12 protein-coding genes are annotated in these 12,987 nt (G+C 59.0%); 7 read left to right on the top strand and 5 right to left on the bottom strand.

Annotated features, from left to right (window positions below; genetic code table 11):
- Window position 1 precedes the first annotated feature (1 nt).
- Complete coding sequence (locus QRN38_RS13105) at window positions 2-1,150, bottom strand: aldose epimerase family protein (protein ID WP_057418116.1); 1,149 nt, start codon at window positions 1,148-1,150, stop codon at window positions 2-4.
- A gap of 299 nt (window positions 1,151-1,449) precedes the next feature.
- On the opposite strand from QRN38_RS13105, the gene QRN38_RS13100 reads away from it, so the two are divergent.
- From QRN38_RS13100 to araH, 4 genes are all read left to right on the top strand, one after another.
- A complete protein-coding gene (locus QRN38_RS13100; protein ID WP_057418117.1) occupies window positions 1,450-2,322 on the top strand; it encodes an SMP-30/gluconolactonase/LRE family protein in 873 nt (290 codons plus the stop codon).
- 161 nt (window positions 2,323-2,483) lie between these two features.
- The gene (locus tag QRN38_RS13095) at window positions 2,484-3,497 is read left to right on the top strand and encodes a substrate-binding domain-containing protein (protein ID WP_057415244.1); all 1,014 of its coding nucleotides are present in this window, start codon (window positions 2,484-2,486) and stop codon (window positions 3,495-3,497) included.
- A 55-nt stretch (window positions 3,498-3,552) separates the two neighbouring features.
- On the top strand, window positions 3,553-5,076 hold the full coding sequence (gene araG / locus QRN38_RS13090; protein WP_024668508.1) for an L-arabinose ABC transporter ATP-binding protein AraG: 1,524 nt from the start codon (window positions 3,553-3,555) through the stop codon (window positions 5,074-5,076).
- Window positions 5,077-5,116: 40 nt separating this feature from the next.
- Window positions 5,117-6,082, top strand: a complete 966-nt coding sequence (gene araH / locus QRN38_RS13085; protein WP_003377005.1) for an L-arabinose ABC transporter permease AraH — start codon at window positions 5,117-5,119, stop codon at window positions 6,080-6,082.
- Window positions 6,083-6,178: 96 nt separating this feature from the next.
- Here araH and QRN38_RS13080 read toward each other — a convergent pair whose 3' ends face one another.
- The 4 genes from QRN38_RS13080 to QRN38_RS13065 are packed head-to-tail and all read right to left on the bottom strand — an operon-like array spanning window position 6,179 to window position 10,681.
- A complete protein-coding gene (locus QRN38_RS13080; RefSeq protein ID WP_057418118.1) occupies window positions 6,179-7,504 on the bottom strand; it encodes a sensor histidine kinase in 1,326 nt (441 codons plus the stop codon).
- Entirely contained in the window at window positions 7,501-8,202 is a 702-nt protein-coding gene (locus tag QRN38_RS13075) for a response regulator transcription factor (protein ID WP_057415294.1), read from the bottom strand. Before QRN38_RS13075 ends, QRN38_RS13080 begins: the two co-directional genes overlap by 4 nt.
- 50 nt (window positions 8,203-8,252) lie before the next feature.
- Window positions 8,253-9,032, bottom strand: coding sequence for a MipA/OmpV family protein (locus QRN38_RS13070; protein ID WP_057418119.1), 780 nt, complete (start codon window positions 9,030-9,032; stop codon window positions 8,253-8,255).
- 35 nt (window positions 9,033-9,067) lie between these two features.
- On the bottom strand, window positions 9,068-10,681 hold the full coding sequence (locus QRN38_RS13065) for an FAD-dependent oxidoreductase (RefSeq protein WP_057418120.1): 1,614 nt from the start codon (window positions 10,679-10,681) through the stop codon (window positions 9,068-9,070).
- Between the two features lie 287 nt (window positions 10,682-10,968).
- Between QRN38_RS13065 and QRN38_RS13060 the strand changes: the two genes are divergently transcribed.
- From QRN38_RS13060 to QRN38_RS13050, 3 genes are all read left to right on the top strand, one after another.
- Window positions 10,969-11,697 carry a TetR/AcrR family transcriptional regulator gene (locus tag QRN38_RS13060; RefSeq protein ID WP_057418121.1) on the top strand — a complete coding sequence of 243 codons (729 nt, stop codon included), beginning with the start codon at window positions 10,969-10,971 and terminating at the stop codon, window positions 11,695-11,697.
- Window positions 11,698-11,760: 63 nt separating this feature from the next.
- A complete protein-coding gene (locus QRN38_RS13055) occupies window positions 11,761-12,501 on the top strand; it encodes a hypothetical protein (protein WP_057418122.1) in 741 nt (246 codons plus the stop codon).
- Complete coding sequence (locus QRN38_RS13050; RefSeq protein WP_057418123.1) at window positions 12,501-12,968, top strand: hypothetical protein; 468 nt, start codon at window positions 12,501-12,503, stop codon at window positions 12,966-12,968. The genes QRN38_RS13055 and QRN38_RS13050 overlap by 1 nt, the downstream gene beginning before the upstream one ends.
- Window positions 12,969-12,987 lie beyond the last annotated feature (19 nt).

Genomic DNA, 12,987 nt, shown 5'->3' with positions numbered 1-12,987 from the left:
CTCAGTTGTTCAGGAATTTGAACACAGTGGTCTGGGTGTAGGCTTTGCCTGGGTCCAGTCGCGTGCTGGGGAATTTCGGCTGGTTGGGCGCGTCAGGGTAGTGCTGGGTTTCCAGCGTGAAAGCGCCCCAGTGCGGATAGACCTTGCCGCCCTTGCCGTGAATGCTGCCATCCAGGAAGTTGCCGGTGTACAGCTGCACGCCGGGCTCGGTGGTGAACAGTTGCAGCGTGCGGCCCGATTGCGGGTCGCTGACCTCGGCGGCGAGTTTCTTCACATCGCCTTTGCTGTCCAGCACCCAGTTGAAATCAAAGCCGCCCTGTTTGGGTTCGGTATATTTCAGCTGCTGGTGGTCATCCTTGATGTGTTTGCCAAACGCGGTGGGCTTGAGGAAGTCCATCGGCGTGCCGGCGACGGCGGGCAGTTCGCCCGTCGGGATCAGCTTGTCGTTGACCGGGGTGTAGTGCGAAGCGTGAAGGGTGGCGACCTGCTTGAGCACATCGCCGCTGCCTGCGCCCGCGAGGTTGAAATAGCTGTGGTTGGTCAGGTTCAGCACCGTGGGTTTGTCGGTGGTGGCGCGGTAGTCGATTTTCAGTTCATTCTTGTCGTTCAGGCTGTAGGTGACTTCAGTCTGCAACGTGCCCGGGAAACCCATCTCGCCATCCGGCGACACGTAGGTCAGTTTCACGCCGACCGAATCACCGGTCCTGGTTTCTTCCGCCTTCCAGAGTCGCTTGTCGAAACCCTTGTCGCCGCCGTGCAGGGCATTGGTCTTGTCGTTGAGCGGAACCTGGTAGGTCTTGCCATCCAGACTGAATTTGCCGCCCGCCAGACGGTTGCCGAAACGGCCGATGGTCGCGCCGAAATAAACCGTGCCGTTGCTCTGATAGCCCTGCACATCGTCGAAGCCCAGCACGATGTCTTCCACCTTGCCAGCCTTGTCGGGCACCAGCAGTGATTGCAGGGTTGCGCCATAAGTGATGATGCTGGCCTGCACGCCATGGCTGTTGCGCAGGGTATATTTCTCGATGGCGCTGCCATCGGGCAGTTGCCCAAACGCGCTGTGTTCGCTGGAGAGTGCTGCGGCCTGTGCGGTCAAGGTACTGATCATCAAGGACAGTCCAAAGGTGCTGAGAAGAGCATGCTTTTTCATCTGATCTACCCGCTTTTATTGTTATTGGTAAGACTATTTGACCGGATTTCTTCCGATGCATGCATTTATAGTCGATAAAATGCCGCTTGAAAAATGAATTGTAATACTATTTAGTAGCGCAAGCGGCACTGAAGGCTGACGAGATCACCTTAGCCGATCTGACACTTTTTTGCCGGACAGGCCGGTTTTACAGCTGACCGGCCGACTGAAGGCTCGGGCTGGCAAGGCCTGTGTTATGAGCATTGAAGCAATACACACCTAAAAAAGTGCCTTTACAACAATAACAAAGGACATTTTTCATGAACTGGCTGCCCGTTTCCGAGCACCGTTTCAAACTGGCTGAAGGCGCCTTCTGGGATGCCGAAGCAGAGGCCCTGTACTGGGTCGACATCGCCGGATTTCTGGCCTGTCGGCTGGTCGCCGGGGAGTACCGTCAATGGCGCATGCCTGAGCCGGTGTCCGCGTTTATCCCCACTGAACAGGGCGACGCGCTGGTGACACTGGCCAGCGGCGTCTATCGCCTGGACCCGACCTCTGAAAGAACCTCATTGTCGTTGTTCTGTGTCGCAGACCCGACCCCCGGTAATCGCGCCAATGAAGCCCGTTGCGATGCGAGCGGCCGCCTCTGGCTGGGCAGCATGCAGAACAATATTGACGCCGGAGGCGGCGATGTTCCTCTGGTTCGTCGTTCGGGCGGGTTGTTCCGGGTCGATGCCGACGCGAGCGTGACGCGTTTGCTGGACGGGCAGGGCATCGTCAACACCTTGCTATGGAACACCGACGGCAGCGTGCTGTACAGCGCCGATACCCTCGACGAGGTTATCTACCAATACCCCGTGCTGGCAGATGGCACGCTGGGGCCCCGCCGGGTCTGGGCGGCCGAGCAAAGCCGTGGTTCGCCCGACGGTTCGGCGATGGATGCCCAAGGCTATGTCTGGAACGCGCGCTGGGGCGGCAGTTGCCTGATCCGCTTTGCGCCCGATGGCAGCGTCGACCGGATTGTCGATTTACCGGTCAGCCATCCCACCAGTTGCGTGTTCGCAGGTCCCGACCTGCAGACGCTGTATGTCACCAGCGCAGCGCCTGGCGATGCGCATGGGCAGTTCGACGGCGCGGTACTGACGGCGCACGTCGGTGTCAGCGGCAAAGCATGTCGGCGTTTCGCAGGTTGACGGAGCGTTCGCCGCCGACCGCATTTATAAGAGTGACATTCGGTTACATAGCAGTCATTCATTATATGGTATGACTATTTGATCGGTTCTGGGCGCATCCGCGTTCTCGACTGCCACCTCGCTGAACGTTGTAGCTATTCAATAAAAATAAGGAGTTAGCTATGTTGAGTCGTCACGGGATTCGTTCCCTGTGCTGTGCCGCCGTCACCACTGCCATTCTCGGCATGAGTGGTGTTGCCTCTGCTGCTGAAGAAGTCAAAATCGGCTTCCTGGTCAAGCAGGCTGAAGAGCCTTGGTTCCAGGCCGAGTGGGCGGGGGCCGAAAAAGCCGGCAAGGAGCATGGTTTTACTGTTATCAAGATCGCTGTACCCGATGGTGAGAAGACCCTGACCGCTATTGATAACCTCGCGGCCAACGGTGCCAAGGGGTTCGTAATCTGCCCGCCTGATGTTTCTCTCGGCCCTGCGATTGTGGCCAAGGCCAAAGCGCTGGGTCTAAAGGTCATGGCCGTGGATGATCGGTTTGTAGACGCTAAAGGCAATTTTATGGAGGACGTGCCGTACCTGGGCATGGCGGCTTTTGAGGTTGGCCAGAAGCAGGGTGTCGAGATGGCCAAGGAAGCGAAAAAACGCGAGTGGGACAAGGATGGCTGGAAAGGCACCTACGCGATCATCAACACTTATAACGAGCTGGATACCGGCAAGAAACGCACTGATGGTTCGGTGAAGTCGCTTGAAGAAGCCGGTTTGCCGAAAGATCACATTGTCTTTACCGCGCAGAAAACTCTGGATGTACCAGGGAGCATGGACGCCACCAACTCGGCGCTGCCAAAACTGCCAGGCGATGCCAAAAGGCTGATCATCGGCGGTATGAACGACAACACCGTATTGGGTGGTGTGCGTGCGACTTCTACCAATGGCTTTGGAGCCGATGACGTGATCGGGATCGGTATCAACGGCACCGATGCGATCGACGAACTGAAGAAGAAAAAAAGCGGCTTCTTTGGCTCAATGTTGCCGAACCCTGGCAAGGAGGGCGGCGACACCGCGCTTTATGTATACGAATGGGTCACAAAGGGCACCGTGCCACCCATGTACACCGCTCTGGACGACGTGATACTGATCGAACGCACCAACTTCAAGGAAATCCTGACCGATCGTGGTCTGTGGAAGTGAGCTGAACGAGGGGCCTGATTTTCAGGCCCCTCACACGTGCGAGGAGGTTGGTTTCATGCAACAGGCTATCGAGCAAACAGCCACAGGCGGCGCCTTGCGCTTCAACGGCATCGGCAAGGTATTTCCCGGCGTCAAGGCGCTTTCGGACATCAGCTTCGAAGCGCGTCCCGGCAGCGTTCACGCATTGATGGGGGAGAACGGCGCAGGCAAATCCACGCTGCTGAAGATTCTGGGCGGCTCTTATCAGCCCAACAGCGGCACCCTGCAGATCGGTGAGCACAGCTATCAATTCAAATCCACCGCCGAGAGTATCGCGGCGGGTGTGGCGGTGATTCATCAGGAGCTGCATCTGGTGCCGGAAATGACCGTCGCCGAGAACCTGCTGCTCGGGCACATGCCTAATCGTTTCGGCTTGATCAATCGTGGCGCCATGTACCGTCGAGCCGGTGAGCTGCTCAAAGGTCTGGCCGACGAGATCGACCCGCGCACGCGCTTGGGCGACCTGTCGCTGGGCCAGCGGCAACTGGTGGAAATCGCCAAGGCCATGTCGCGCAACGCTCATGTCATCGCGTTCGACGAACCCACCAGCAGCCTGTCGGCGCGCGAGATCGACCGTTTGATGGCGATCATCGTGCGGCTGCGGGATGAGGGGCGGGTGATTCTGTATGTGTCGCATCGTATGGAAGAAATCTTCCGGGTCTGCGATGCCGTGACCGTCTTCAAGGACGGGCGCTTTGTCAAAACCTTCGAGCAGATGGCTGATCTGGACCACGACCGGCTGGTGACTTGCATGGTCGGTCGCGATATTCAGGACATCTACAACTATCGTCCACGTCAGCATCAGGGGCCGAGCCTGCGGGTCACCGGTCTGTTGGGGCCGGGCTTGCAGGAGCCAGTGAGTTTCGCCGTGCAGAAAGGCGAGGTGCTGGGCTTTTTCGGTCTGGTGGGCGCAGGTCGTACCGAGCTGTTTCGCATTCTTTCCGGGCTGACGCGCAGTACCGCCGGCAGCCTGCAACTGGACGGTCAGCCGCTGACTTTGAAGTCGCCACGTGATGCCATTGCGGCCGGGGTGCTGCTCTGCCCGGAAGACCGCAAGAAAGAAGGCATCGTGCCGCTGTCCAGCGTCGCGGAGAACATCAACATCGGTGCGCGGCCCCGGCATGTGAATCTCGGCTGCCTGATCCAGGGCAGTTGGGAGCGGAACAACGCACGTACTCAGATCAAGGCGATGAACGTCAAGACGCCATCGCCTGACCAGCAAATCATGTTTCTGTCCGGCGGTAATCAGCAAAAAGCCATTCTCGGTCGCTGGCTGTCGATGCCGATGAAAGTCCTGCTGCTGGACGAGCCGACCCGCGGGATCGATGTCGGAGCCAAATCCGAGATCTACGAGATCATTCACACATTGGCCGCCGATGGCATTGCCGTGATCGTGGTGTCCAGCGACCTGATGGAAGTCATGGGCATTTCCGACCGCATTCTGGTGATGAGCGAAGGCGCGATCACCGGTGAACTCAACCGCGACGAGGCTGACGAGTCGCGACTTCTGCAATTGGCTCTGCCACGCACGCGCGGCTAAAAACGGTCCCCTGACCATGAACAATAAAAAAGAGGTGCGTATGTCTACCGAATCCAGCCTTCAGGCTCCCCGTCAGGGCATGAACCTGCGTCGTTTTGTCGATGACTGGGTGATGCTCCTGGCTGCCGTGGGAATTTTCCTGCTGTGTGCCGTGTTTATCGACAACTTCATGTCACCGCTGAACATGCGCGGTCTTGGCCTGGCGATTTCTACCGTGGGCATTGCCGCCTGCACCATGTTGTTCTGCCTGGCGTCCGGGCACTTCGACCTGTCGGTGGGCTCGGTGCTGGCCTGCTCCGGGGTCATCGCCGGTATCGTCATTCGCGACACCGACAGCGTGTTTCTCGGTGTGTCGGCAGCTCTGGCGCTGGGGCTGGTGGTTGGCCTTATCAACGGCATCGTCATCGCCAAGCTGCGCATCAATGCGCTGATTGCGACATTGGCTACCATGCAGATCGTGCGCGGGCTGGCCTATATCTTCTCCAACGGCAAGGCCGTCGGTGTTTCCAACGAAGACTTCTTCATCTTCGGCAATGGCCAGATCTACGGCGTGCCGGTGCCTATTCTGATCACCATCGCCTGCTTCATGTTCTTCGGCTGGTTGCTCAACTACACCACCTACGGGCGCAACACGATGGCCATCGGCGGTAACCAGGAAGCCGCGCTGCTGGCGGGCGTGCATGTCGATCGCACCAAGATCATCATCTTCGCAGTACACGGCCTGATCGGTGCGTTGGCGGGTGTGGTACTGGCTTCCCGCATGACCTCGGGCCAACCGATGATCGGCCAGGGCTTTGAGCTGACCATCATCTCGGCTTGTGTGCTGGGCGGGGTCTCGCTAAGTGGCGGTATCGGCATGATTCGTCATGTGATCGCTGGCGTGCTGATTCTGGCAATCATCGAGAACGCGATGAACCTGAAGAACATCGATACCTTCTACCAGTACGTGATTCGCGGCACGATTCTGCTGTTGGCGGTGATCATTGACCGGATGAAGCGTCGCTGACACCGATACCTTGGTCCGTGGGGGGATTCACGGGTTTCTCTCCTACGGCCTGTACGTGATCAGCGCCTGTGTGGCGCTGCGGATTCGACACTGGGCTCACTCGCCCATCACTGCCTGAACCCGGAAATCCAGCCCCGCTCGGGTGCCCAGTGTCGGCATTGACTCCAGCGTCAGCCTCCATTGAAAACGCTCGCAGATGCGCCGCACCAGAAACAGCCCCAGGCCCTTTCCGGTGCCTGCTCTGGTCGAGTTTCTCAACAGTGACAGGTAGTGGCGGGAGGCTTGCGCAGTGTCGAAGCCTTCGCCCGAATCGGTCACGCTCAACACGCCTTCCTTGAGGCGCACGGCAATTGTTCCGTCGTAGGTATTTTCGGCGGCATTGCGCAACAGGTTGCCGATGGCAATGCGCAACATCGCCTCCGGCACGCGCAGGCTGAGCGTCTGGTGGATGTGCACCGAAAACTGCACGGGTTTGCCGTCCAGCAAGTGCTGGTGATCCTTGATCAGGCCGGGCAACAAACGGTCCAGTTCGACAGGGTCGTCGGGGCTTGAGGCCACAGGTTCGCGCGACAGGTACAGCAGCGCGACCATGATTTCGGTCAGGTTGTCCACGGTTGCCCGCATGCGCTGGATCGGCGGCGCGGCACAGGCTGGCAGCGTTTGCCTGGCCAGCACATCCAGCGCGCCGCTGATCACCGCAATGGGCGTGCGAAACTCATGACTGGCCTGATCGAGAAGGGCGCGTTCACGAGCCATGAACTGTTCGACCCGTTCCAGGTGTGCATTGATGCCCCAGGCAATGTCCTTGAGTTCTTCCTGTTCATAGTGCATCGGCAGTCGTTGCGAGAGGCGTTCCGGGTCGAGTTGCTTCATGCCCAGCGCAAGCGCTTGAACCGGGCGGTGCAGGCGCACGTACAGCCAGGCAATCACGGCAATGATCAGCATCAGATTCATGACCAGAAAAGTCGCTCCGATGATTGCGATGAGGTTCTGCTCCCGCTCCAGATCGCTGATGTCGATGGCCGCTACCAAACGTTCCTTGCCCAGCGAGGTGACCAGCACGGCGTAGTCGGGGTCGGAAAAGCCTGAAGCTCTACGGTCCAGATCGCCCTCGCTGTAGAAACCTGGTGCAAGTGATGCGAGAAAAAGCGGCATGCCGGTCGCGGCAGTATCAGTGTGGGTGTCGTTCGACAGTTTCCATATCTGAATTCTGTCGCCTTTCTGGGGTTTGGGCTGTGGCGTGTCTGCAAGTGCATTGGCTGTCGCGGTTTCAAGCAATTCTTTCCAGATCGGGTGATCGATGAGCTCCTGGCTCATGAACCCCTGAGTCGCCAGGCCGGTGGTCATCAACAGTCCGAAACCCAGCAAAATTGCGCTGATCAGACGATGCAGGCTGCCCCGGCGGCCAGGGAGACTGATCATGCGCACATGCACAGGCGAAAGCCAATGCCCGTTACTGTATGGAGCAGCTTTTGCTCGGCGATCCGCTCGCCATCGATGGTCTTTCTGAGCAAATGCATGTGCGAGCGCAACAGGTCGCCGTCGGGCACGCTGTCGCCCCAGATGAGCAGCTCCAGTTGCGTGCGCGTAACAACGTGCGGCGAGTTGCGCATCAGCACCTCCAGCAGGGTTCGTCTGATCGGCGAAAAGGGCAGTTGGACACCGCCGCGCATGATGGTTTGTGTGCCCAGGTCGAAGCACAGATCGGCGACTTCCAGCACCTGCCGCACATCCGAGCGCTGATGATGGCGGGCAGCCAGCACCCGCAGACGAATTTCCAGCTCAGGCAGGGCCAGCGGTTTGACGATGTAATCGTCCGCACCCGACTCAAAGCCCAGCAGCTTGTCGTCCAGTTGGTCCTTGGCGGTCAGCAGCATCACCGGCACCGGATTGCGCAATTGGGTGCGCAGGTGACGCAGGAGGCTGATGCCGTCCATGCGCGGCATCATCCAGTCCAGCACGATGACGTCGTAGTGGTTTTCGCTGATCAGACGCATCGCGGATTTGCCGTCGGGCGCCGCATCCAGCGTATGTCCGCAGGCTTCCAGGTAGTCGAACATGTTGGCGGCCAGCGCCAGATTGTCTTCGACGATTAAAACACTCAGTGATCGTTCGATCATGATGGGCTCGCGGTGAGTCGACTTCAGGGCCACACAGGCGGCGCCGGGCATCAGAACTTTCTTGATATGCCGATAAACATCGACGTGGAACTGTCCGTGTCACGCTCCACCAGCGGGCTGTCGCTCAGTTCATCCGGCAGTGCGCTGTAGCGCAGGTTGCCCGAGACTTCCCACTGTTTGCCGATGGACCGGGAAAAACCGAGACCGGCATAGGACACCGTGGCGCTGCCTGGACGGTACCGGGCAATGCCGCGTTGCTCTTCTTCTTTCAGCGTACCGTAGTAGTAATTCACCAGGTTGCCAGACATATGGGTGGCACCGATGTTGGGCTTGAAGCGGGTTTTGCCCCAGGTGAAGGGGTACGCGTATTCAAGGTTCAGCGAGTAGCCATCGCTGGCACCGCTGATGTCGTTTTTGGCGACCCCTTCAAGCTGGCCGGCAGCGCCGCGCAGTTTGGCGGCCAAGCCTGCGTCGATGCCATTGTCGCGGTCTTCCAGCAGGTCGCGGTCGATGCCGTTTCTGGCCAGTTCGCGGCGACCGAAGTCGTCACGATCGATGCCGTCCATCTGCAGGGCAACAATGGCATCGAGGGAGAACGACTCGGTGTTGATCAGGTGATAACCCGCGGTTACGCCGTTCACGTAAAAACGTTCGCCTTCATATTTAATCAACGGAATCGGGTTGACCTGTGTGCCGACGCCTGCATAAGGGCTTTCGCTGATTGCCGCGCCCAGGCCCAGGCTGAAATCGCCCGGTTCAGCGTGGGCGAACGGCAACGACAGGGCAGGCAAAGCAACAACGGTCAGTGCGGGAAGGAAAAAGTGTTTCATGACGGCGGCTCTCTGAGTGATCTTTCTGGCGTGTATCAGTGTGCGATGGCGCGTGTCGTTTGCATGTCGCGGCCGGTGATCTGGCCGGGTGCGCCGGTCACCCTGGCCAGATAGCGCTTGATTGCCACCACAAAGTCGCCCACGGCCACCAGACCGACATACCCGTCGGGACGTACCAGAAAGATGACGTTTTCCTCAGCGCTCACGCCATAGGCTTCGCACGCCTGACCGGCTTCATCAACCAGACCGTCGCGGTCATCACCGATGTGCTTGGGCCGCACGGCAAAGGTCCGCAGGCAGTGCTTGTCGTGGCTGTCGAACGCTTGCGTCGCAGCGATGGCATGCGCACCAAACGCCAACAGTGTGAAGTGCCCGCCCCGGAAGACGTCGAACAGCTGTGTGCTCCCGCAGCGCTGCTGCGAGCAGGTGGCATCGGGTGCGCGGTCGCCTGCCTGGACCTTGCCGTCGACGTTGTCGGTACTGTTCAGCGAAAGCGACCTGCCGCGGTAGTTGAGCAACAATTGCCGCTCCTTGTCGCCACGCCTGAACTTGGGGATGCCTGCCCCGGTGGTGTTATTGAACAGTTCGCTGGACAACTCCAGCACTGCCGCCGCCACCGGTCTGCGTTCCTCTTCGTAGGTGTCGAGCAGTGCCTCGGGCGCGCCCCCCAGCACCGCTGCGAGTTTCCAGCCCAGGTTCCAGGCGTCCTGCACACCGGTATTGAGACCTTGCGCGCCGGCGGGGGTGTGCACATGGGCAGCGTCGCCCGCGAGAAACACCCGTTCGACCCGATAGCGCTCGGCCAGGCGCACATTGGGCCGGAACACTGAAAGCCACGTCGGGCCGTGCAGGCGAATCTTCTTCTGGCCGGTGGCTGCCAGCCAGCGGGTCTGAAGGGTGTGCTCTGACAGCTCCGGAACGGGTTCGTCGGCGTCCAGGCGCATCATCAGCTGGAACAGGTTTGAATGCGGCATTGGACACAGGCCGATCATCGCGCCTTTGCGCATTGGCCATACATGCCATGCATCCCGTGAAAGCCCGTCCACCTCCAGGTCGCCGACGATCATCCGGCCCTCCTGAGACGTCGCGCCTGCGAAGTTAACGCCCAGTTGCTTGCGCACGAAACTTTTGCCACCGTCAGCGCCGACCAGATAGCGTGCGTGCACCGTACGAGTCTGCCCTTGGCAATCGAGCTGCACAGTGACACCTTCGGCATTCTGTTTGATGTCGCAGGCTTCAGTTGCCCATTCGACCTGAATGTCCAGTTCTGCCAGTCGGTCACGCAACACCTGCTCGGTGCGCCATTGCGGCACCAGCCATGCGTTCGGGTAGGGGATATCTGCTGCCTGTTTCTGGTACTTCATCATGTTCCATTTGATGCTCAGGAACGAAACATGAAACTTCATCGGCGGATACAGCTGCCCGGCGCGCAATAGAGGCGCTGCGACGCCAAGGCTATCGAACACTTCCAGAGTGCGCGGCTGTATACCTTTGCCGCGAGAACCATTGAACGGCGCCGCCGCTTTTTCAATGATTCTGACGTTGATACCGCGCCGGGACAGGTCGCAGGCAAGGGTCAGGCCGGTGGGTCCGGAGCCGATAATCAGAACGTCGCAAATGTCCTGCTCAACAGGTGGGTATGTATGCATTTTGAAGGTGCCTGCCTGGAGAAAATATCGTCTTCTGACGCATCTGAACTCCGCATGTGTGGGAGCCACTTCCAGCGGCTGATCGTTTATTTTTTATTTCGGATACGATGTATCCATAAATTGTTTCTGTCAACGAATCAGATACCTCGCCAAGCGGGAAAACAGACGAACGGCGACAGCGTTGGCGGCAAAACGGGGCTAGCCGTAAGCGCTCATGTTGGGCTTATAATCTGCGCATGACTGAAGACCTGAAGTGCCAAGCCGTTCCCGGGAGCCCTCGCTGGTGGATGAATCGCGCACCCCGCGTGGAAAAAAGCGCAGGGCGGGGTCGTCCTTCCGTGTCAGTCGAGCGGATTGTTGCCACGGCACTTGAAGCGGTCGATGAGGTGGGTGCGCAGGCATTCAATATGCGCATGCTTGCCGAGCGCCTTGGGTCCGGGACGGCGACGCTCTATCGGCATTTCGCCAGCAAGGACGAGATACTGATTTACGTGGTCGATAGCGTGCTGGGCGAACTGCTTGCGGATCAGCCCGAGGCGGTTGAACTCGTACCGCAAGGGCAGGGCAGCGAAGGATATTCCTGGCAAAAGGCCTGCGCATCCGGGGCCGAGCGCCTTTATGGCGTGTTGCGCAGGCATCCGGGTATCTTGCCGTTGCTGGTGTCGCAGATACCCATCGGGCCTAACGGGCTCAAGCGCCGCGAGCAGGGTATTGCGCTGTTTCTGGCCAACGGCTTCCCTGCCGAACTGGCTGCCCGTGCCTACACGTCGGTCGCCCACTACGTACTGGGTTTTGCCATACAACAACACTCAAGCGCCTCAAGCGAGGCTGCGGAAGGCGAGGAACTGGTCGAGTTTTTTGCCGCACTCGATGCCAGCGAATACCCGGCGATTGCCACCGCCGGACGCCATCTGCCCGGTGTTTCGGTGGAGGAGGAGTTCAGGTTCGGCCTGAAGCTGATCATCGACGGGCTGGAACTCGCAGCGTCGGTCTGGCGAAAGGCTGACGGGTGCTGATGCCTGCCGTTGCCTGGAGGCAAGTTTTGCGAACCAAGCCGTTACTCTCACACGGGATGTGAAATGAAGCTCTACGAGAACGTCGTCATCGGGAATTTTCTCTATGGATTAGGGTTCGCCCTTGGCGCGCAGCTTAAATCGGGACAGTTGCCCAGTATGGTCAATCTGCTCCAGCAGACCCCCGATGACAAAAGGCTGGGTGATGTGCTGATGGCGTTTCCGGGAACGGTCAGGCTGATCGAGTTCAAGACCGAAGCCAACAAATCCACGAAAGAACAAAACCGCCACGCCTTCCTGCGCCAGGTTCTGTCGCAGCGACTCGAGCAATTACCCAGCCTGCCTGACGTATCACGCAGGGTGCATTGGTACATCGAAACTGCGCCTGTGCCGGAGGCTGCGCTCAAGGCCCGGATAGAACCTTATCTTGATGCCCTCGGTGAGGGTCATCGTCTGAGACCCAAGACGCCCGAGAGGTTTCAGGACTTCATACAGGAGCTGGCTAAGGGGATTTTGCAGGGCGTTACGGCCGAGGTCAGCCAGAACGAGCGAGATTATCTGGACCTTGTCAGGCTGGCTCAAGGGCCGGAAGACATCGGTACGGCCGGTCTGGTGCTCATCGCGGGCAGTGGCGGCGGGCTGCATTTCGCCGCGTTGCGCGATTTGATGGAATTGAACCTGCCGCACGGCCAGTGGATCGAACACAGCAAGAATTTTGACCGGTCCATCGAGCTGCAAAGGCAAATGCCGGAACTCGAGCGTAAAGGACCTGTACACAAGCTGAGCAAAAAGGTCATGGAGCGATGATGAACAGAGAAAACCAGACAGTGGATCACGACCGGAATTTTGAGCTGATCTTTGGCGCTGCACAGAAGATACTCGAAGCCGCCAAAGAAGATCAGGAAGCTTCCCATAAAACTGTCGAATCATTGAGAGCGCTTGAAAAGGGCTTCGAGCAAAGGCTAAGCAAGCTGGAAGGCACCGTCACAGAGAGTATCGACAGCTCAGTGGACCGCACCTCTACCAAAGCGGCCAAGCTGCTCTGCGAAAAGTTCGATGAAGCAGACGCTGCGGCGATTAGGGCTGCCAGGCTCTACAACGCTTCAGCCAAGGCGCTCGACAAACGTAGCTGGATTTACTTTCTTACCGCACAGCTTGCGCTGGTGGCCTGCGTGGCAGGGGCAGTCTATCTCTGGCTGCCTTCGTTCAACGAAGTCGCGGCGTGCCGTGCCGAGCTGGCCAAACCCGAGGCGCGGGCTGCTCGCCCCCGATAGCGAGTCGGGTGGCTCACAG

Source organism: Pseudomonas sp. CFBP2511 (genome assembly GCF_030209255.1).
In the GTDB taxonomy this organism is placed as follows: domain Bacteria; phylum Pseudomonadota; class Gammaproteobacteria; order Pseudomonadales; family Pseudomonadaceae; genus Aquipseudomonas; species Aquipseudomonas avellanae.
The sequence above is the reverse complement of the archived record's forward strand: the minus strand, read 5'-3'. Positions and strand labels throughout refer to the sequence as shown.

What these genes read in the sequence shown, in the direction of transcription:
- QRN38_RS13105 (WP_057418116.1), bottom strand. Translation starts at nt 1,150, where the DNA reads ATGAAAAAGCATGCTCTTCTCAGCACCTTTGGACTGTCCTTGATGATC.
- araH (WP_003377005.1), top strand. Translation starts at nt 5,117, where the DNA reads ATGTCTACCGAATCCAGCCTTCAGGCTCCCCGTCAGGGCATGAACCTG.
- QRN38_RS13075 (WP_057415294.1), bottom strand. Translation starts at nt 8,202, where the DNA reads ATGATCGAACGATCACTGAGTGTTTTAATCGTCGAAGACAATCTGGCG.
- QRN38_RS13100 (WP_057418117.1), top strand. Translation starts at nt 1,450, where the DNA reads ATGAACTGGCTGCCCGTTTCCGAGCACCGTTTCAAACTGGCTGAAGGC.
- QRN38_RS13055 (WP_057418122.1), top strand. Translation starts at nt 11,761, where the DNA reads ATGAAGCTCTACGAGAACGTCGTCATCGGGAATTTTCTCTATGGATTA.
- QRN38_RS13050 (WP_057418123.1), top strand. Translation starts at nt 12,501, where the DNA reads ATGAACAGAGAAAACCAGACAGTGGATCACGACCGGAATTTTGAGCTG.
- QRN38_RS13060 (WP_057418121.1), top strand. Translation starts at nt 10,969, where the DNA reads ATGAATCGCGCACCCCGCGTGGAAAAAAGCGCAGGGCGGGGTCGTCCT.
- QRN38_RS13080 (WP_057418118.1), bottom strand. Translation starts at nt 7,504, where the DNA reads ATGATCAGTCTCCCTGGCCGCCGGGGCAGCCTGCATCGTCTGATCAGC.
- QRN38_RS13095 (WP_057415244.1), top strand. Translation starts at nt 2,484, where the DNA reads ATGTTGAGTCGTCACGGGATTCGTTCCCTGTGCTGTGCCGCCGTCACC.
- araG (WP_024668508.1), top strand. Translation starts at nt 3,553, where the DNA reads ATGCAACAGGCTATCGAGCAAACAGCCACAGGCGGCGCCTTGCGCTTC.
- QRN38_RS13065 (WP_057418120.1), bottom strand. Translation starts at nt 10,681, where the DNA reads ATGCATACATACCCACCTGTTGAGCAGGACATTTGCGACGTTCTGATT.
- QRN38_RS13070 (WP_057418119.1), bottom strand. Translation starts at nt 9,032, where the DNA reads ATGAAACACTTTTTCCTTCCCGCACTGACCGTTGTTGCTTTGCCTGCC.